Source organism: Pararhodonellum marinum, from assembly GCF_015354735.1.
In the GTDB taxonomy this organism is placed as follows: domain Bacteria; phylum Bacteroidota; class Bacteroidia; order Cytophagales; family Cyclobacteriaceae; genus Pararhodonellum; species Pararhodonellum marinum.
In genome coordinates, this window is record NZ_JACEFJ010000004.1 from 304,498 (window position 1) to 324,039 (window position 19,542).

At 40.9% G+C, this 19,542-nt stretch carries 18 protein-coding genes; 16 read left to right on the top strand and 2 right to left on the bottom strand.

The annotated features are described in order from the left end of the window. Positions 1–69: 69 nt before the first annotated feature. From H1A14_RS10725 to ligD, 15 genes are all read left to right on the top strand, one after another. Entirely contained in the window at positions 70–2,448 is a 2,379-nt protein-coding gene (locus H1A14_RS10725) for an arylsulfatase (protein ID WP_194776243.1), read from the top strand. 90 nt (positions 2,449–2,538) lie between these two features. Then, positions 2,539–3,093 (top strand): glycine zipper domain-containing protein, encoded by a 555-nt coding sequence (locus H1A14_RS10730; protein ID WP_228527728.1) that lies wholly within the window; start codon positions 2,539–2,541, stop codon positions 3,091–3,093. Positions 3,094–3,102: 9 nt separating this feature from the next. Beyond that, positions 3,103–3,600, top strand: a complete 498-nt coding sequence (locus H1A14_RS10735; RefSeq protein WP_194776244.1) for a nuclear transport factor 2 family protein — start codon at positions 3,103–3,105, stop codon at positions 3,598–3,600. Between the two features lie 219 nt (positions 3,601–3,819). Next, a complete protein-coding gene (locus H1A14_RS10740; protein ID WP_194776245.1) occupies positions 3,820–4,956 on the top strand; it encodes a DcaP family trimeric outer membrane transporter in 1,137 nt (378 codons plus the stop codon). A 14-nt stretch (positions 4,957–4,970) separates the two neighbouring features. Then, positions 4,971–5,774, top strand: coding sequence for a carbonic anhydrase family protein (locus tag H1A14_RS10745; protein WP_194776246.1), 804 nt, complete (start codon positions 4,971–4,973; stop codon positions 5,772–5,774). A 10-nt stretch (positions 5,775–5,784) separates the two neighbouring features. Then, positions 5,785–6,975, top strand: coding sequence for a hypothetical protein (locus H1A14_RS10750; RefSeq protein WP_194776247.1), 1,191 nt, complete (start codon positions 5,785–5,787; stop codon positions 6,973–6,975). A gap of 252 nt (positions 6,976–7,227) precedes the next feature. Next, on the top strand, positions 7,228–7,785 hold the full coding sequence (locus H1A14_RS10755; protein WP_194776248.1) for a TetR/AcrR family transcriptional regulator: 558 nt from the start codon (positions 7,228–7,230) through the stop codon (positions 7,783–7,785). 561 nt (positions 7,786–8,346) lie between these two features. After that, a complete protein-coding gene (locus H1A14_RS10760) occupies positions 8,347–8,841 on the top strand; it encodes an SRPBCC family protein (protein WP_194776249.1) in 495 nt (164 codons plus the stop codon). Positions 8,842–8,851: 10 nt separating this feature from the next. Beyond that, positions 8,852–9,406, top strand: coding sequence for a DUF1579 family protein (locus tag H1A14_RS10765; protein WP_194776250.1), 555 nt, complete (start codon positions 8,852–8,854; stop codon positions 9,404–9,406). Between the two features lie 16 nt (positions 9,407–9,422). Then, positions 9,423–9,929, top strand: a complete 507-nt coding sequence (locus H1A14_RS10770; RefSeq protein ID WP_194776251.1) for a DinB family protein — start codon at positions 9,423–9,425, stop codon at positions 9,927–9,929. An 84-nt stretch (positions 9,930–10,013) separates the two neighbouring features. Further along, positions 10,014–10,475 carry an SRPBCC family protein gene (locus tag H1A14_RS10775; RefSeq protein WP_194776252.1) on the top strand — a complete coding sequence of 154 codons (462 nt, stop codon included), beginning with the start codon at positions 10,014–10,016 and terminating at the stop codon, positions 10,473–10,475. A gap of 12 nt (positions 10,476–10,487) precedes the next feature. Then, positions 10,488–10,925 (top strand): class I SAM-dependent methyltransferase, encoded by a 438-nt coding sequence (locus tag H1A14_RS10780; RefSeq protein ID WP_194776253.1) that lies wholly within the window; start codon positions 10,488–10,490, stop codon positions 10,923–10,925. A gap of 117 nt (positions 10,926–11,042) precedes the next feature. After that, positions 11,043–11,498: a hypothetical protein gene (locus tag H1A14_RS10785; protein ID WP_194776254.1), complete on the top strand. Its 456-nt coding sequence runs from the start codon at positions 11,043–11,045 to the stop codon at positions 11,496–11,498. Positions 11,499–11,519: 21 nt separating this feature from the next. After that, positions 11,520–12,296, top strand: a complete 777-nt coding sequence (ku, locus tag H1A14_RS10790) for a non-homologous end joining protein Ku (RefSeq protein WP_194776255.1) — start codon at positions 11,520–11,522, stop codon at positions 12,294–12,296. A gap of 11 nt (positions 12,297–12,307) precedes the next feature. Next, positions 12,308–14,899: a DNA ligase D gene (gene ligD / locus H1A14_RS10795; RefSeq protein ID WP_194776256.1), complete on the top strand. Its 2,592-nt coding sequence runs from the start codon at positions 12,308–12,310 to the stop codon at positions 14,897–14,899. Between the two features lie 264 nt (positions 14,900–15,163). On the opposite strand, the gene H1A14_RS10800 is transcribed toward ligD, so the two are convergent. Together H1A14_RS10800 and H1A14_RS10805 are read right to left on the bottom strand one after the other, a co-directional pair. Continuing rightward, entirely contained in the window at positions 15,164–16,288 is a 1,125-nt protein-coding gene (locus tag H1A14_RS10800) for an acyltransferase family protein (protein ID WP_194776257.1), read from the bottom strand. A 103-nt stretch (positions 16,289–16,391) separates the two neighbouring features. Then, positions 16,392–16,946: an ankyrin repeat domain-containing protein gene (locus H1A14_RS10805; RefSeq protein ID WP_228527729.1), complete on the bottom strand. Its 555-nt coding sequence runs from the start codon at positions 16,944–16,946 to the stop codon at positions 16,392–16,394. A 233-nt stretch (positions 16,947–17,179) separates the two neighbouring features. On the opposite strand from H1A14_RS10805, the gene H1A14_RS10810 reads away from it, so the two are divergent. Then, entirely contained in the window at positions 17,180–19,249 is a 2,070-nt protein-coding gene (locus H1A14_RS10810; protein ID WP_194776258.1) for a helix-turn-helix domain-containing protein, read from the top strand. Positions 19,250–19,542: the final 293 nt, after the last annotated feature.

Consider the following 19,542-nt stretch of genomic DNA (forward strand, 5'->3'; position numbering starts at 1 on the left):
GATTTAACAGTGCCTGGATGATGGCTTTGAAAAATGTATTTAACAAATTAAATAAAAACGCTACTAATTATGGGATTTAACATCAACTCATTGGCAATCTTAATCTGTATTAATCTTTTCGTTTTCACAGGTTATATTCAGGCACAAAGTGTTTTGCCTTTTCCGAAAGCCCCTTCAGCTAGTGAAGCAGGGCTTACCATGAAAACTTCAACTTATAAAAAGCGAATTGAACCGCAAAGGCTTCCTGAGGATGCACCTAATATTCTTATTATTCTTATTGATGATTGTGGGCCTGCTACACCTACGACCTATGGTGGTGAAATTAATACACCAAACCTGAGCCGTATTGCTGATATGGGGATTTCATACAACCGATTTCACTCAACGGCCATGTGTTCTCCAACGCGGGCTTCTATACTCACCGGAAGAAATCATACTGTAGTTGGCAATGGACAAATAGCCGAAATCGCAAATGATTGGGATGGATTTAGCGGAACAATACCCAAAACTTCGGCAACCGTGGCCGAAGTCCTGAAGGCATACGGGTACAACACAAGTGCATTTGGAAAATGGCACAATACGCCTGCTGAGCAAACAACATCCAAAGGTCCTTTTGACTACTGGCCTACCGGTTATGGGTTTGAATATTTTTATGGTTTTCTGGCTGGTGAAGCATCACAATACGAACCCCACATGGTGAGAAACACAACCGTAGTAGATCATCCCGAAACTACGCAGGGCCATGACCATTATCACCTCACTGAAGATATCACCGAAGATGCCATTAAATGGTTAAGAGAACAACAAGCTTTTGCACCAGATAAACCATTCTTTATGTATTGGGCTCCGGGAGCTGTGCATGGGCCACACCACGTAGCCAAAGAGTGGGCCGATAAATACAAAGGTAAATTTGATGATGGTTGGGATGCCTACCGTGAGAGAGCATTTAAAAGACAAAAGGAAATGGGTTGGATACCTCAAGATGCACAGTTGACAGCACGCGACGAAACCATGAATGGTTGGGATGATATCCCTGAATCTGAAAGAGCCTTCCAAAGCAGGTTAATGGAAGTGTATGCCGGATTTACTGAACACACAGATTACAATGCGGGATTACTTATTGATGAAATAGAAAGGCAAGGCAAACTGGATAATACCCTCATTTTTTATATCTGGGGTGACAATGGCTCTTCTGCCGAGGGACAAAATGGAACCATCAGTGAATTGCTTGCACAAAACAGTATTCCGACTACCATCCAACAACATATTGACGCCCTTGAAGAGCTTGGTGGCCTTGATGTATTGGGATCCGCTAAAACAGATAATATGTACAATGCCGGTTGGGCATGGGCTGGTTCTACGCCGTATAGGTCAACAAAACTCGTCGCAGCACATTTTGGAGGCACCCGTCAACCAATGGCTATATCATGGCCGAAAAAAATCAAAAGCGACAAAACACCAAGACCCCAGTTCCACCATGTGATAGATATCGTACCTACAATTTATGAAGTTTTAGATATCCCAGCTCCTCTTGAGGTTAATGGCTTTACACAAGATCCGATCAATGGAGTGAGTATGGATTATACTTTTACAGATGCTACAGCAGAAGGAACCAGAAAACTTCAGTTTTTTGATATCATGGGAAGCCGTGGTCTCTATTACGATGGTTGGTTTGCTTCTGCCTTCGGACTTCGCAATCCTTGGGTTCCCGGACTTCCGGAAGGCGCGGCTACCTGGAATCCTGAGGAGGACACTTGGGAACTCTATAATATTGACAAAGATTGGAGTCAAGCAAATGATTTGGCGAAAGAAATGCCTGAGAAGCTGGCAGAAATGAAGAATATGTTTCTGGTGGAATCTGCCAAAAACAAAAATCTTCCTATTGGAGGAGGCTTGTGGTCTGTGGTATATCATCCAGAACACGCTCCAGCAACACCCTATACAGAATGGACTTTTACCGGGCGGATTGAGAGAATGCCTGAATTTGCAGCACCAAAACTAGGGAAATTCGACAACGACGTCAGTATGGAAGTTACAATTCCTGAAAATGCCAATGGTGTACTTTATGCACTTGGAGGTTTTTCTGGCGGACTCACCTGCTTTGTAAAGGATGGATATTTACACTATGAGTATAATCTATTTTTAATCAATAGAACAAGAATCAAGTCAAAAACAAAAATACCAACAGGGAATGTTAAAATTGATGTGGTGTCCAGATTAACATCACCCCATCGCGGATCTGCACTTGATGTCACACTGAAAGTAAACGGAAAAGTGGTAGCAGAAGGTCAAGTGCCAGTAACAGCAGCATTTGCATTTACCGCCAACGACTGTCTTGACTTTGGTAGCGACTTGGGTTCGCCTGTATCTTTTGATTATTATGATGATGCACCCTTTCGCTTCAACGGCACTATAGGCACCACAAAAATTTGGTACACCAAGAAATAAAAGGGGTAGTTTTTAACGGCCTACAGTGTTTCTAAGAACTATTCCATTTAACTGAAAATTTAATGTAGACTCCACAAAAATTTTTCTACTATGAAAGAAAAAAAATTGGCCAATTATGTAGCTCTTGTGCTCTTGTTAGGTTTTGTCATGTGTTTGAATCCAGGGTTTGCCCAAGTGCCAACTATGCAGGCCCTTCCGGATACCAGCAAAATCACTTATAACCAGATTTCTCAATCACTTGGACTGTTTGTTTTCCCTTCAAAAAACCAAAGTCAAGGCAAACAAAAGCAGGACGAATTTGAATGCTACAAATGGGCGATGGACCAATCCGGCATTGATCCTCAAAACATCCCCAAAATAGAAGTTGAGGAATCCACAGGCCCGACAGGAGGAGCTGTTGTTGGAGCAGCGGGAGGGGCCGCTGCGGGTGCGGCCATAGGTGCAATCGCTGGGGATACTGGAAAAGGCGCAGCAATAGGTGCAACACTTGGGGCACTAAGAGGGCGCAGGGCCGGCCAACAAGCACAGGCTCAATACAATCAAAAGGCCCATTCCGAAGCCGCTGCACAGGAATCAGCCATGCTTGACAAATTCAAAAAAGCTTTTTCTGCATGTATGGAAGGCAAAGGGTATACTATTAAATAATTTCGAAACATGAAAAATCTTATTATCATAGTCGCTATTGCTTTTGCATCACTAGCCTGTACATCAACCGAAAGCAATCAAAAAGAAAATATTGAATTGGTCAAAAAATATGTCCATGCTGTTGAAAACCTTGATTTTGAGGGTATGGAAAATATGCTGGATGATGATTACATTGGTGTTGGCCCCTCTTATGGTGATTCAATTGGAAAAAGTGACGCAGTAGCCAATTGGAAATACAATGTCGAAAACCTGTACGAAAAAATCCAATATAACAGATCCCGTTTTGCAGGGGTAACTATCCCTGATGGTGAGAGCAAAGGAGATTGGGTTGCCAATTGGGCTGAATTAAGTATCGTATTCCAAGATGGGGATTCGGTGATCATTTGGGCGAATTCCAACTACCTGGTTGAAAATGGCAAAATAAAAAAAAGCCTGACTTTCTATAATGAAGCAGATGTATTGAGACAATTGGGTTATCAAATGGTTCCCGCCGAATGGTTGGAATAATCAAGGGTACCACTTTGTAATTGAAAAAGTTTTACGGAACGTACTGTATTTTAAGAGATACTTCTTGACCAATAAAAAGTTAGGAATCTTAAGTTGTTACTATAGCATTACATGAGACTAATTAACTCCACAGGTTTGTGCCTTTTGGAGTTAATTCTAGATCCCAGTGATTGCGTTTCATTACAATTCACCAAAATTCGAGTTTCAACCATTTAGGATATGATGAAAGAATATTTGAGGTTTTGCACTTTATTCTTTGTTATGTTATCTCTATCGGTTCTAGGTTTTGCTCAACAAAACTTCGAAAAAAAAAGCTGGTTTAATATCTACGGTTTTGGAAGGACCAATTTTGTGTGGGACAATCAGGATATGGGCAGGAGCGATCTATTTGTACCAGCGAATATTAAAGTGGGCCAACCTCGAAATCCCAACTTTTTTATTGGAGCAAAACAAACAAGAATTGGATTTGATTTTCATCAGCCTGTGGGAGACGAAGAGTTGTTCATAAAATTAGAGGGTGATTTTCATAACGACGCCACAGACGCCACAGGAATATTCCGGATGCGGCATGCCCTTGTCAAATATAAGTTTGTACTCATCGGAATGGAATGGAGCAATTTTTTTGATATTGAGGCCAATCCTACCACCGTGGATTTTGAAGGACCCAACAGCTCTACTTTGTCCAGGACTCCTCAGATTGTGTTTGCTACCTACAAATCCAAGAACATACTATCAATTTCCTTCGAAAACCCAATAGAAAAAATCACTTTGGGAGGAAATGTAACTGCATTGCCTGAGAGATTTCCTGATGTAATAGCTTCATATCGTGTCAATGGGCAGTTTGGTTTTATCAAGGCGGCGGGATTGTTTAGAGAGGTAAGATACCAAAGCGACGAGTCCAGAAGTTTATATGGATATGGCGGTACTGTATTGGGTTCTGTAAAGATCGGGAATGTGGATAAGTTAAAATTCCAGACTGTCATTGGAACTGGGATAGCCAGATATATCCAAGGTATAATCAATTTAAACTATGATGCCATCTATAATGGATCTCCTGAAATGGAATCGCTGTTTATTCGGGGCAGTAACATTTCTTTTCAACATTTTTGGAAAAGTCACATTCATTCCTCAATTACAGGTGGTTGGTTAGACGTAGTTGGTAATCCAAACCTGCAATCAACAGACTATAAGAAAGGTTATTATGGCTCTGTTAATCTTTTTTGGGATCCTGTGCCAAATCTCACTTTTGGGTTGGAGGCTTTGGCTGGAGAAAGGGTAAATATAGACCGCCAGAAAGGTTCTGCATTGAGAACCCAGATGAATGCTACCTATAAATTTAACTATTCAAATCAGTAATTAAAACCGCTCATATGAAAGAGACCTTAAATAATGCATTGTTGTTGGTGTTGGTTTTGGGTTGTTTTGCATGTTCCAAACCCGCCTCGGAAACCAAAATAGAATACAAAACTGAAGGAAAGGACTCTACACCTGATGTTTCTGAAATGAGAAACCTCGGTTCTGCCTTGCCGGGACTTGATCATGGGCTTTGCCAATCTCCCATCAATATCCAATCTTCACAAACCGGACAAGAAGGAAGGCATCTTATTTCTATCAATTACAAAGATGAAATCAATAAAATTGAAAATCTTGGGCATACGGTACAATTGGACTTTGCAGAAGGCAGTAGTATTACAGTTGATGATACTACTTTTCAGTTCAAACAGTTCCATTTTCACACGCCCTCCGAACACGAAATCGACGGGATCACCTACCCCATGGAAATGCACATTGTGAACATCATGCCAAACGATGCCAAAAATGAAACCCCTCAATATCTGGTAATTGGAATTTTATTCAAGGAAGGATCAACCAACAAATTCGTAACTGATTTTTTGGATGCTATCCCAAAGCAAGAAAGTGAAACTGCTGAATTAAAGATAGGGACTGTCAGAATCTCTGACTTAATTGGGACCATTCCTTCTCATGTAATCGACAATTATTACCATTACAAAGGATCGCTTACTACACCACCCTATACGGAATCTGTTCGATGGTATATTTCCAAGCACGTGTATGAGGCCTCTGAAGAGCAAATTACAACAATTAACGAGATTGAGGGCAACAATGCCAGGCATGTACAAGGATTATTTGGCAGACCTGTTTTAACAAATTAAATTACTTCAGATGGTATTCGACACCAAAAAAGTAAATTTGGCTGAATTTTCATTCGGAGACAAAAATCTTGATAGGATCTTTAAAAAGCTTGGGTGGCACTTTTCCGAAAAAAAAGAATTAAAAGTCAAAGTTCTTGTTGCAATTGGCGTATGCTGGCTTCCATTGGTTGTCCTTTCCCTCATTCATGGTAATTTTTGGACTGGTAGTATCGAGGGTTCATTTATCACTTCTGTCGAAGCGCAAACCAGATTTTTGATTTCTTTGCCCATTCTTATCTTGGCGGAGCCTTTGGTTAGTGGCAAGCTGGTAAAAACCCTCGTTCAATTTATTGACGCCGGAATGATTCCCAAGGACCAAGTGGCTGAGTTTGAATCCATAATCAAAAGCAAAATCAACTTCCTTCAAAGTCCTTGGACTGACTTCTTCTTGTTGGTCATTTGCTACATCCAGGTAGTATCTATACTTTTTTTTGAAGCACAGTACACCTCAGTTGCTGCTTGGCAGTTTGAAAGAAACAATGGAGAGCCATTTCTGAACATGGTGGGAAAATGGGCAGTGATTGTTAGTAGACCTTTTACCTTGTTTTTTATTTATAGGTGGATTTTAAGGGTATTGGTTTGGGGAAGAATTTTGGCTAAGGTAGCCCAGTTGAATCTATGCCTTTCCCCCTTCCATGCAGATAAAGTCGGAGGTCTCGGATTTCTGGCGTTTAGTATTTCCTACTTTGCGCCTGTCTGTCTAGCAATTTCGGTTATTTTAGCAGGGAATATGGCCGATTTAATGATAGTAGATGGGATGATGCTGGTTGATTTTCGACTGACTTTGTTTTGCTATATATTATTTGTTGCGGGGTTTTTTACTTATCCATTGTTTGTTTTTTCAAAAAAGCTTCTCGATTTTAAAGAAAAAAGTATATTCGAACTTTACGATGGAATCCAGCAAGTGTACAATAAGGCAAATTTAAAATCCTTTAATGCCGGAACGGACCATGCTACAAATTCCGAAGATGTTCCTTACATCTCTTCCTTTTCAGATTTTAATGCGGTTTTAGAGAATGTACTAAACATGAGATTAATTCTCTTTCAGATAAGAGATCTGCTTCCTCTGATGTTTTTGACTTTATTTCCATTTTTATTTGTGATCCTCATCGAAATCCCCTTGGCAGAAATAATTTCTAGACTGATTTCCACAATGTTTTGAAGCCATTTTTTCATCGATTTAAGAGAAAGACAATTGTCAAAAAAAAATTTTCAGGTACCAATTCTTGAGGATAAATCCATATTTTACCCCCCATTGTCCGGTTTTTCGCATTCTAAAAACTTCCTCTGGATTTAAGTGTATAATTTTAGTTTGATTTTTTTGAGGAGATTTAGAAATATATTATGTAACTTCCCGAGCATAAGTTCTTTTTCGATTACGGAATTTTTATTCAATCATTACAACTATCGCTGTATGTTTCAATCTAAAAATCCTCGAAGTAGTTGGCTTACGGTAGGATATCAGCTTTTTGGTGAAGATGGTCCAGAAGGTATCCAAATAGAGCGCCTAGCCCGGATATTACAACATAATAAATCAAGCTTTTATCATTTTTTTGTCAATAAGGAAATGTTTATTGATGAATTGATTCAAATACACAGAAAAATCGGGGATGAAATGGTCGGTAAAATAATGAACTTGGAGTCGTTTGATCCTGGATATGTTGAATTATTGATAGAATATAAAGATTCAGTTTTGTTCCACAGACAACTGATCCGCAACGGTCATTACCTATGCTACAAAAAAACGTTCGATGAAATCAACCAAAAAATTGATCTGGCAATTTTGCCGCTTTGGAAGCGTGAGGTCAACCTTTCTAAAGAATCGGCATTTATTCTGTTTGATATGTTAAGAGATACTTTTTACAGTAGATTGAACCCGAAGAATAAAGTGCCGGATACAATTAGGTCTGTGATCAATGAGGCCAAGTTTTTCATTGAACAAATGAAAAAGGATAATGTAATACCTAAATAAAGTATTTTAATATTCTTTTTATGGGTGAAACAATCGGGTTCTACCCGATTGTTTCAGAAAAACGAATTCTGGTGCTTCGGAGACTTTAAGAGAATTGGTGGTCAAATCATTTAATCGGTAGGGTGATTTTTTTTCATACACTTTGAATTCAAAATAGCCCTTATTATTCATGATTTCGCCGATGGTTTTCCGGTTGTATTCCAGAATTCATTTAGTTGATCGGTTCTTTCAATTTTGAATAGGGTGGTATGGGGATTCATCCAAAACAACCGGCCATAGTAAGTCTGCCACTCAGCAACTCCTGCCAGAACTATATTGAAAACCTTTTTCCCTCCTTGGTTTCCAAATTTCATTGGCTCTGGAAGAAATCATGTTAGCGTTTACAATGCACCTGAGGTTATTTCTTTGTCCATCAGGTACAATAATGGTAAGGTGCTTCAACTTTTTTACCAAATTTCCCAAAAGCAGTGTCTTAATCAACCCCTTACAATGTCGTTTTCACACCACTTTAAGATGATTATAAAACAGTAAATTTGAAAAGATGCAAACCGGAAAAACTAAATGAACCGTAACAGTTATACCAATTCCTTTCTGATGGAAAAAAGTCCTGAGTATGTATTTGATGCCATTTCAAATTTCCGTGCTTGGTGGTCAGAGGAAATCGACGGAAACACCGACCAACTCAACGAAACGTTCTTCTACCATTACGAAGATGTTCATCTGTGTAAACTAAAATTGATAACTTCTATACCCGGAGAGACCTTGATTTATGAAGTATTGGACAATCATTTCAGCTTTACTTCAGACTCTACCGAATGGGTGGGCACAGAATTGGTGTTTGAAATTTCAATCGAAGACGGAAAAACCAAAGTGACCATTACCCATCAAGGCCTGACTCCGGAATTTGAATGCTATGATATATGCTGTGAATCTTGGGAAAACTATTTTTCCAACAGCCTTTTCAACTTGATAGAAAATGGAAATGGCAGTCCCAATCGAAAAGAAAAAGATGGATTTAATGCCGATATTGTTAAAAAATGGAATCTGGCAGTTTAAGGTTGAATCTATGAAAAATGTACTTCTTCTAATACTAGTAATTTTTAGTGTAAATCCCATTGAGGCCCAAAATCAGGATCCCTGGACCGAATACATGACCCCCTCAGGCATGCATGATATGCTTAAAAAATATGTAGGGGAATTCCAGATGGAAATCAGCATGGATATGGGCGAAGGATTTGATCAAAGCAAAATACCGGTGGATTCCCATCATTTGATGTTGCTTGGAGGAAGGTATTTGGAATTGAAACAAACCGGAAACATGATGGGTATGGAATATGAATCCATCACGATAATGGGCTTTAACAACTCAGACAAATCATTTGCCTTGACGACAATCACCAACATGGGAACTGGAACTTTAAGTCTCTTTGGAGATTGGGATGAAGAAACCAACTCGGCCAACGTAAGCGGACAATTGACAAATCCGATGACCAAGGGGCGGATAAATGTTCGCCAAACCATTTCATTTGTCGATGCGGATACCATCCTGATTGAGAGTTTTGACCAGGAAGGGAATAGTAAAGAAAAGAAAACAGTTGAATATAGACTGATGAGAAAATAAAATATCTTATAGACCCATGCCCGATCCACTGGCAATTCAATTGATTGCATCCACTTATCGGAACCTTTCAGAGCAATACACAAAAATACTTGTGGATTTGGATGAAAGAAAGCTCAATACTATTCCTTTTGAAGGGAGTTGGACAGCGGCACAGGTTATTCAACATATCGGAAAGGCCAATGATTGTAGATTTCTTTTTGCCACTGGCAAACAAGCTGACCGTGATATTGGTGAGCAGATCCCAAACCTTGAAAGACAATTTTTAAATTTTGAAATCAAAATGACTTCACCGGATTTTCTTGTTCCGGAGAACAGATTGTTCTCGAAACAGGAAACCCTTGCATTGATCCAGCATGCTTTCCATGCGCTCGCTGAAAATCTTCCCAAAAGTGATTTGACACCGATGTTGAAAATGCCGTTTGGGTTGATTACCAAATGGGAATTGGCGAATTTTATTGTCTTTCATTCCAAGCGCCACTTGCATCAATTGGGGAGAATTTACGAAGTTTTAAAATCAAATTGAAATCAGGGTGAAGCCTTCAATACCATTCCAAATGGTGTTTTGTTTCCCTATCTAACATTAGTAAACAACTCAAAAGACAAAAAAATGCAACGAAAACAATTCAAAATCGGAATCAATGCCCCTGTGGAAAAAACATTTGATTGCATGCTGGGACTTAGCGATAAAAAGACCTACGAACAATGGACAGCCGAATTCAATCCTACCTCAACCTATGAAGGAAGCTGGGAAAAGGGGTCCAAAATTTTGTTTATCGGAACAGACGATGAGGGCAATCGTGGTGGAATGATTGCAAATATCGCATCCCATATTCCCAATCAATTTGTTTCAATTCATCACTATGGGTTATTGGAAGGGGATAATGAAATTCTGGAAGGTCCTAAGGTTGCTCAATGGGCAGGAGGAACGGAGGATTATACTTTTGAAGTAAAAGGAAATCGAACCATTGTAACTGTAGAGGTCGATGTCATTGATGAATTTTCGGATTATTTTGAAACCACCTATCCCAAGGCTTTAGAAAAGCTGAAAGAGATCGTGGAGGCTGCATAAAACCATTCCAAAATGAACAAAAACCTTTCCGTGCGCCTTTCAGCCTTTGTAAACGCTTTGCCCCTCTATGACGGGATAAGGGTGTTGGAAATTGGATGTGGTTCTGGAGCTGCGGCAAGAGCAATTCTAAATAGAATCAGTGATGGACATGTTTTGGGCATTGACCGGTCCGAAAAAGCCATTCTGATGGCCATTTCAAAGTCTCAAAATGAAATCAATTCGGGTTTACTAACTTTTCGAAAAGCATCGGTTGAAGCATTTGATCTTCGTGTAGAGGAAGATCTTTTTGACCTGGCATTTGCTGTAAGGGTGGGCGCCTTGGATGGGAGACATCCCGAAATAGAAAATCAGGCTTTGACCAAAATAGCAAAGGCCTTGACCAAAAACGGCAAACTGTTTATAGATGGTGGAAACCCCTTGAAGGAGATCCCACTTGATGGATATCGATAGGGATAAAAATCAAGCAGGATCCAAAGTGATTTCGATGTCATTCTATCTATGAATTTTGCAAAACAATGGTTAGGTTGTGTAAAGCTTTTTCAGTGAAAATAGATGTCCTTTGTAAGTATGAAGGTACAACCTCTTGTAAAGTCAGCGATTTCAGGAACTTCAGCCATGACACTTTTCAGTTATCTGGTATCTGAAAAGAAGGAAGAAAATTTCAGAGAGCCAGTCATTTTGGCTGACTTGTTATCGAGGCTTAGTCCTTCATTGAGAAAATCAGATGCCATTATTGAGGGTTGGGGGTTACATTATCTCGTAGGCCTTATGTTCGCTTTTGGCTATCATAAATTATGGCAAACCGGTAAAGTAAAGCCTGGCATATTATCCGGAAGTCTATTGGGTGCAGCAAGTGGGGTAGCTGGTATTTTGGTCTGGAAGACTGTTTTTAAATTGCACCCCAATCCACCTGCGAAAAATTTAAAAAAATACTTTGGCCACTTATTGCTTGCCCATGTGGTTTTTGGTGCATTTGCGGGTATGGGATATAAGTCAAAAGTGACAGAAAAAAGCCTAATTTAGTGTCAAATAAAATATAGTTTTATGCGTGCCATTTGGACAGGTTCTATCAGTTTCGGGTTGATCAACATCCCGATAAAAATTTATTCAGCTACCGAAGCCAGTCAGCTGGACTTGGATATGCTGGATAGTGCCGACCACTCCAATATCAAGTACAAAAGGGTAAATGAAAAGACAGGGGAAGAGGTCGAATACGCGGATATAGTAAAAGGATACAAAGTAGATGATGAATATGTGGTGTTGGAGGATGAGGATTTTGAGGCAGCGGATGCCGAAAAAACAAAAACCATCGATATCCTCAGTTTTGCGGATGGCCAGGAAATCGACAGCCTGTATTATGAAAAGCCCTATTATCTGGAACCGGATAAATCCGGAAATAAAGCCTATGCCTTGCTTCGCGATTCTTTAAAAGCCTCGGGTAAAGTGGGGGTTACTTCCTTTGTCATGCGTAACAAAGAAGGACTGGCCATATTAAAACCTTATGGAAATGTAATTGTACTGAATCGGATCAGATTTGTACAAGAGATCAGGGATACCACCGAATTAAAATTACCGGCAGTTTCCAAAAAGAAAACCAAGGAAATGGAGATGGCAGATAAGCTGATTGAACAGCTTACGGAGAAGTTTGATATAGAACAATACAAAGACACTTACAGCGCAAAACTTTTAAAAATCATCAAAGCGAAAGCCAAAGGCAAAAAACCTGCAAAAACTAAAATGAAGGTGGTCCACAGGCAAAGCGATGATTTGATGGAAATGCTCAAGGCCAGCCTGTCCGATAAAAAATCAAAAACTGCTTAAACATTCCTCAGATGAGTTTGTCGGAATACAAGAAAAAGAGAAATTTCAAATCGACAAAGGAACCTGATGCCAAGACAAAAAAATCGGGCGAGGAACTCCTGTTCGTCGTTCAAAAACATGCCGCCAGAAACCTGCATTATGATTTCCGATTGGAATTTGATGGGGTACTCAAAAGCTGGGCCGTACCCAAAGGGCCTTCTTTAAACCCAGATGACAAGCGCCTTGCCATTATGGTGGAAGATCATCCCTACAGCTACAAAGATTTTGAGGGAGAAATTCCTAAAGGAAATTATGGCGCTGGCCATGTCATCGTGTGGGATGCCGGAACCTTTACATCCCCCGACTCAGAAAATGCTGCTGAAACGTACAAAAATTTAAAAGCCGGATTTTCTAAAGGGCATTTGGCCCTTCAGCTTAACGGAGAAAAATTGAAGGGAGGCTTTGATTTGGTGAAATTGAAGGCTAATGAAGACAATGCCTGGTTGCTGATCAAGAAAGCGGATGACTTCGCTGTAAAAACAGATGTGTTGAAAAAGGATAAATCTGTACTATCCGATCAAACGCTGGAGGAGTTGAAAAAATCATCCGCCAAAAGCAAAAAGCCTCAAAAAACATCTTCGAAGTCCTCCTCCAAAAAAGGTTCAGCAGCAGCCTTTATCAAGCCCATGCTGGCTGAAACCGTAAAAGAAGCATTTGACAGAAAAGATTGGATCTACGAAATCAAATATGATGGGTACAGGACCATTGCTGTCTTGAACGATGGCAATGTGGACCTCTTTAGTCGCAATGAGAACTCCTTTACTGCCTTGTTCAAAACCATGGCTGATGAATTAAAAGTCATCGATCATGGGGTGGTGCTGGATGGGGAAATAGTCATAGAAGACAGCAAGGGCCGGGCTGATTTTCAATTGCTGCAAAACTTTCGAAAAAGCGGCAAGGGGACCTTGAAGTATTTTCTGTTTGATATCCTGGAACTGGACGGAAACAATACGCAGGGACTTCCTTTGATTCAAAGAAAGGAGCTTTTGAAAATGCTCCTGTCAAATTATGAACTCAAAAACATTTTTTACTCCGATCACATTGAAGAAAAAGGCATTGATTTTTTGAAAGCAGCACTTCAAAAGAACCTGGAAGGCATCATGGCCAAAGATGGGAACAGTGAGTACCGGGCTGGCCGAAGAAGTAAGGAGTGGCTGAAAATAAAACTGATCAATCAGGAAGAAGCCATCATCGTAGGGATCACAGAAACAAAGGGTTCACGGAAGTACTTTGGATCGCTCCTACTGGCCCAATACCATGGCAAAGCATTGAAGTACATCGGAAACTGCGGAACGGGATTCAGTGATTCAGACCTAAAGGAATTGTACAGTCAATTTGAACCTCACTTTACAGATACTTCAGCCCTAAAGGAAAAGGTTTCCATCATCCGCAAAATCCAGTGGATGGAACCCAAATACATCGCCCAGGTTAAATTCACGGAGTTTACGCAGGAGGGTAATTTAAGGCACCCTGTGTTTTTGGGGTTGAGAACGGATAAGGAACCTGCAGAAATACAAGCCAACAGCAATCAAGCGACAACCGGAAAAGAATCATCGGAAAAGCTTGAAAAGGTTCCTCCCAAAATCGAAAGCCAAGCAAAAAAAGTTGCCGCCGATGCCAAAAAGGAAGTCCAATCAAAAAAAGACAGTGACCGGAGTATAAAGATTGGCAAAACAACCGTGCAACTTACCAATCAGCAAAAAGTGTATTTTCCCGGAGAAGGGATTACCAAAGGTGATCTGGTCAATTATTACCTGGAGGTTGCGGAAGTGATTTTGCCTTATTTAAAAGACAGGCCGCAATCCATGAACCGGTTTCCCAATGGCATAACCGGGCAGAGTTTCTATCAAAAAAACATGGATACCGACAAAATACCTTCATGGCTAAAGACCTTTAAGGTATTTTCCGAATCCACAGAAAAAGACATTGATTATCTGATCTGCAATGACACAGCCACGTTGATCTACATGGCCAACCTGGGTTGTATCGAATTTAATCCCTGGAATTCCACCACCAAAAATCCTGAAAAACCCGATTGGGTAGTGATTGATTTGGACCCACCTAAAAAGAAGCCTGAATTCAAACAGGTCATAGATGCTGCCCTGGTGGTGAAGGAGATTATGGATGGATTGGAGGTAGACTGCTTTTGCAAAACCTCAGGTGCCACCGGATTACATGTCTACATTCCTCTGGGGGCAAAATATGAATATGATACGGTAAGAATTTTTGCACAGCTTATTGCCCAAAAGGTCAATGACAAACTGCCTAAAACCACCACCCTCAATAGGCCATTGAACCAGCGGAAAAACAGGATTTACGTAGATTATTTACAAAACCGGCAAGGACAAACACTTGCAGCACCCTATTCCGCAAGACCCAAACCCGGCGCAACCGTCAGTACGCCCCTTGAATGGGACGAAGTGAACCATACATTGTCCCCATCCCGGTTTACCATCCACAACATGCTGCAACGTATTGAAAAAAAGGGGGATTTGTGGAAGCCTGTTTTGGGTAAAGGGATCGATATGTTGACAGTAATTGAATCGATGGAGAATAAGCCATAGGTGGTGGTTGCTGGTATTGAAACCAAATTTAGTTTAGGGGCTTTGATATTTCTTTAACCACATAGGAGTATAGTTCACAAAGCCTTTTTGATTGAACTACCCCCGATACTCCCAAAAGGGATATGTTTAAATACCACTGAACTAAAGTGGTTACTAAATTTTTTTAGCCTATTATTTAAACGAAACCCTATGACAATAACCTTACTTACTTTTTCATCAATATTGTTAGATAGGACCTATAGATATTTTCCGATTGAAAAAACCCTATCTTCTTAACACGACCCGGTCCAGAGAACTTTGATCTTCCGATGGGGATATTTGACCAAAATGTTTTTCAGATTTTTGAACCCTTAACCCAAACAACAGCCGTAGCAACTTCACTCTCCGGATTCCCTCAAAAGCCGCAAAACAGCCGATGGAAGTGAAAAGCAAAACCAAAACAAATTTTAACTGCACAGCGATATCCATTGGGAAAATCAATAGGGACCCCAAATAAAGAAAAATCATGTGGAGGATATACACCGGATAGGCCGCCTCACTAAGGTAAGCCAGAGCTTTGCTGGGTCTGTTCAGGTATTTGCTTCCGAAAGCCAACAAGGAAAGAATCCAAGCCAATGACTCAATTGGAATCAGGTACAATGGTACACCGATGCCAAAATAAAAGGTCCTAATTGCAAATAAAGCGGTAGCCATAAGGACAAAAACCAATCGGTATTTCTGGATCATTTTCCAAAACCCTGGTCCAGCCAACACAAAGCAATACCCAAAAAAGAAAGCCAATAAACCCAGTGAAAAGCCATGCCAAGTCTTCGCATACAATTCATAGGGAATGGGATTTAGCAGCACTGACTCAGCCACCATGGCGGCAGCCACCACCAACAGACCCATTGGATGGCTCAGTACCTTAATGATCAAATTCCTTATTCGGGATGATTTCTGCGATCTTAGCAGGTAAAAAACAGGAGCCAGAGCCAGGACATAGGCAAAGATATTGGCCAGAAACCACAGGTGTCCTGCATCCCAGGTGTAGGTCATGTCCATGTTGTAATGGTAGCGCCAGATCAGCAGGTGAATCGGTACAATCGCAAACATCCCAAATACATAGGGCAGCAAGATGCGCCTGCTGCGTTCCATGATCAGCTGGGTAAAATTTCTTTTTCCCATCGCAAAGTACAGGCCCATTCCGGAAACAAAAAACAACAAGGGAATCCTCCAGATATTGAGCATAGACATGGGAATCAAAAGCGCTTGCCAGGATTCGGAATTTGTAATAAAAGCGATCATGACGCCCCAGGGTTGGAAACCTATGGCAATGTGGTAAATCAGCAACAAACCGATGGCAATCACGCGGAGCCAATCAATGTCATATCTTCTTTCAGGAGCAGGCATGGGTTAGGAGTTTGGTAGTAAGGAAGGGATGAAAACCTGCCAGGTTTTGAGAAAGGAACAGGACTGTGGGAGTTCAAACCATCCACCTGGCAGTTTTGAAGCTTTAAGGTTTCAGCATTGCTGCAATTTCTGGCCTGGTTTTTTTGAGGTAATCATAGTCAAGTTTGAGACCCATTGGACCCAGCATAGCTACCATCATGTCATAAGCATCTTTCATTTGGTCAAAAGGACCTGCCACGTTATCATAGGCTGTGGTGCCGTATTTATTGACCACGGTTTTGTCCGCATTTTTGTCTAGCAGCATCTTTACGATCTCTGGTCTACAGAAAAATGCAGCGGTAATGAGGGCTGTACTGCCTTCATTGTTTTGGAAGTTGATATCCGCTCCTGCATCGATCAGCACTTTTGCCATTTCCGGTTTGCCAAACACGGTAGCTGTGATCAAAGGGCTAGAGCCTCCAAAGGGATCCTTGGCATTTAGGTCTCCGCCATTACTGATGTATTTTTTTACCGCATCCATGTTATCGGAAATGATCGCCCCATGGATATCGCCATCCGCAGTGGTGTTGGCGCTTTCCGCGGAGGATTGGCTGCTGCAAGAAGAAAAGACCAACATGGCAGCCATTAAAATTGGGATAAACAGATTTTGTGTTTTCATTTTTCTTATGGTTTGTATGAAGCACAAAGTAAGGCCAACCATGAAAGGCAGGCTAAACAATCCTGCGGACAAAACCATCAAATTTGGCTAAACACATATAAATTTTGATGCATCGATATAAATTTTGCTGAAAATACCTTCGGAAAGTCTAACTTCACCGTAAATTATGCTGCTAAAAAACCACAAAAAATGGTAATTGCGTTTATCCATAACCTCAATCAGCACACAATCAAATGGGCGATTTTTTGAACCTGGACAATGGTTTTTTGGATCAATTGAACCGCAAGATTGAAGAGAATTTTGCAAGGGAAGAGTTTGGGGTGTCTGAGCTAGCAGAGGCCATGAACATGAGCAGATCCAATCTGCTAAGAAAAGTCAAAAAGGCTACCAACCTTTCCGTCAGTCAGCTGATCAATCAGACCCGATTGCAACGCGGGATGGAATTGTTGAGGACTACTTCCCTGAACGTATCAGAAGTATCCCATCAGGTAGGATTCAACAGCACTTCTTATTTTATCAAATGCTTCAGGGAGCATTTCGGGTACCCTCCCGGGGAGGTAGGGAAAAGACCCTTGGAAGAGGCATTTACTCCAATACCTGAGCCTGATAAAGAAACTGAAAAACGAAGCCCTGCGCTGCTGATTTCCCTGGCTGTGCTTCTATTGGCATTGGCGGGATTGGCCACCTGGCTTTGGCCCGCTGCCGGTGAAAAACCTATAGAATCCGAAAAATCAATTTTGGTCTTGCCTTTCAAAAATGACAGTTCCGATTCCAGCAATGTCTATCTGATCAATGGCCTGATGGAAGCCACTCTCAACAATCTTCAGAAAATAAAAAACCTAAGAGTACTCAGCCGGACTTCGGCCGAAAAGTACAGAAACAGCAGCAAGTCCATCCCTGAAATTGCAGAAGAGCTCAATGTCAATTACCTGGTAGAGGGCAGTGGGCAGAAAATGGGTGACAAGATCGTCCTCAACATCCAACTGGTAGATGGTTCTACGGATAGACACCTTTGGAGCAAGCAGTACCGAAGGGAGGCGGGGGATATTTTTACTTTGCAACAGGAAATTTCCAAGGACATCGTGGCAGAGATCCAGGTTTTTATTTCCCCAGAAGAAAAGCAACGGATAGAAAAAATCCCCACAAATAATCCTGAAGCTTACGATTTATTCCTACAGGGAGTTGGTCTCTTGATTTCCGGAAATGACACCAATCTTGAAAAGTCATTGGAGTATTTCCAGCAAGCCATTGATTTGGATCCCACCTTTGCACATGCCTATGCCTGCAGCGCAATGGCTTATTACTTCTTGGATTATTTCAGAACAGACAAGCAGTACCTGGATGAGCTCGGAAGCAGTTCGGACAAAGCCATTTTGTATGATCCGAAACTAGGAGAAAGTCTCACGGCCAAGGCCATGTATTACATGCACAAAAAGGAATATACGGAAGCATTGCCTTATTTGGAAAAAGGATTGGAGTACAATCCAAACTCCACTCAGATCCTGGGTTTGTTGGCAGACTATTACAATAACTACATGCCCAATACAGGTAAATACCTAGAGTATGCCTTAAAAGGGCTGCGTCTGGATGCGGGATCTGAAGATTCGGTATCGGCAAGCTATTTTTACCTCAGGCTCGGCAATGCTTTGGTTCAGGCGGGGTTTGTTGACAAATCTCTGGAGTATCTCGACAAATCCCTGGAGGTCAATCCTGCCAACCTGTTCTCCCATTATGTACGTGCCTTTGTCCTTCATGCCCATGACAAGGACCTGCGCAAGACACGGGAACTTTTAAAAGTGGAATTTGAAAAGGACACCAACAGGTTTGACATTTTGCAGGATCTGGGTAAAGTCAGCTATTACCTAAGAGAATATGAGGATGCATACCAATATTACGAAAGATTCATCCGGCTTAGGGAGAGGCTGGGGTTGGATGTCTACACCCATGAGCACATGATCATAGGGATCGTTTATGATAAAGTGGGGCAGGAACAAAAAGGAAAAGAATTTATCGAAAGTTACAGGGAATTCTTTAAAGACAACCAAACCGTTTACCGGGATCTTGCCCTTGGCATGTATCATTTTTACAAAGGGGAGGAAGCCAAAGGGATGGATTACCTCAGGCAGTTTTCGAAGGAAGACAACATCCAATTTTGGGTTATTCTTTTCCTGCCAATGGATCCAATCCTGGACAACATCAAAGGTAATCCCGAGTTCAAAGAAATCATGGACGAAATAGAATCCAGATTTTGGCGCAACAACCAAAAAATCAGGGAAAAGCTGGAAGAGGAGGGGATTTGGTGATATAGGTCAACACCTCAGAACATAATAATATAAGAAAGGATTAGTAAAAGGTTAATTCCGATTCCTTATATTTATTTTAAGAATTTTGTCCTTCAATGCTGGTATCCATTCAATTTTAGATGAACAATAAATACAACCCAATAATCCACCATCGTAGGTCTATCCGATTAAAAGGTTACGATTATTCGCAGGCAGGTTTGTATTTTGTAACAATATGTTGTCAGGACAGGGCCTGTTTTATGGCAACGCAATTATTATAAAATCATCATCCGCAATGAACAATCAAATCACCG

Bases quoted from the DNA above. Each gene is read 5' to 3' on its own strand.
- H1A14_RS10725 (WP_194776243.1), top strand. From the start codon at position 70: ATGGGATTTAACATCAACTCATTGGCAATCTTAATCTGTATTAATCTT.
- H1A14_RS10730 (WP_228527728.1), top strand. From the start codon at position 2,539: ATGAAAGAAAAAAAATTGGCCAATTATGTAGCTCTTGTGCTCTTGTTA.
- H1A14_RS10735 (WP_194776244.1), top strand. From the start codon at position 3,103: ATGAAAAATCTTATTATCATAGTCGCTATTGCTTTTGCATCACTAGCC.
- H1A14_RS10740 (WP_194776245.1), top strand. From the start codon at position 3,820: ATGATGAAAGAATATTTGAGGTTTTGCACTTTATTCTTTGTTATGTTA.
- H1A14_RS10745 (WP_194776246.1), top strand. From the start codon at position 4,971: ATGAAAGAGACCTTAAATAATGCATTGTTGTTGGTGTTGGTTTTGGGT.
- H1A14_RS10750 (WP_194776247.1), top strand. From the start codon at position 5,785: ATGGTATTCGACACCAAAAAAGTAAATTTGGCTGAATTTTCATTCGGA.
- H1A14_RS10755 (WP_194776248.1), top strand. From the start codon at position 7,228: ATGTTTCAATCTAAAAATCCTCGAAGTAGTTGGCTTACGGTAGGATAT.
- H1A14_RS10760 (WP_194776249.1), top strand. From the start codon at position 8,347: ATGAACCGTAACAGTTATACCAATTCCTTTCTGATGGAAAAAAGTCCT.
- H1A14_RS10765 (WP_194776250.1), top strand. From the start codon at position 8,852: ATGAAAAATGTACTTCTTCTAATACTAGTAATTTTTAGTGTAAATCCC.
- H1A14_RS10770 (WP_194776251.1), top strand. From the start codon at position 9,423: ATGCCCGATCCACTGGCAATTCAATTGATTGCATCCACTTATCGGAAC.
- H1A14_RS10775 (WP_194776252.1), top strand. From the start codon at position 10,014: ATGCAACGAAAACAATTCAAAATCGGAATCAATGCCCCTGTGGAAAAA.
- H1A14_RS10780 (WP_194776253.1), top strand. From the start codon at position 10,488: ATGAACAAAAACCTTTCCGTGCGCCTTTCAGCCTTTGTAAACGCTTTG.
- H1A14_RS10785 (WP_194776254.1), top strand. From the start codon at position 11,043: ATGAAGGTACAACCTCTTGTAAAGTCAGCGATTTCAGGAACTTCAGCC.
- ku (WP_194776255.1), top strand. From the start codon at position 11,520: ATGCGTGCCATTTGGACAGGTTCTATCAGTTTCGGGTTGATCAACATC.
- ligD (WP_194776256.1), top strand. From the start codon at position 12,308: ATGAGTTTGTCGGAATACAAGAAAAAGAGAAATTTCAAATCGACAAAG.
- H1A14_RS10800 (WP_194776257.1), bottom strand. From the start codon at position 16,288: ATGCCTGCTCCTGAAAGAAGATATGACATTGATTGGCTCCGCGTGATT.
- H1A14_RS10805 (WP_228527729.1), bottom strand. From the start codon at position 16,946: ATGAAAACACAAAATCTGTTTATCCCAATTTTAATGGCTGCCATGTTG.
- H1A14_RS10810 (WP_194776258.1), top strand. From the start codon at position 17,180: ATGGGCGATTTTTTGAACCTGGACAATGGTTTTTTGGATCAATTGAAC.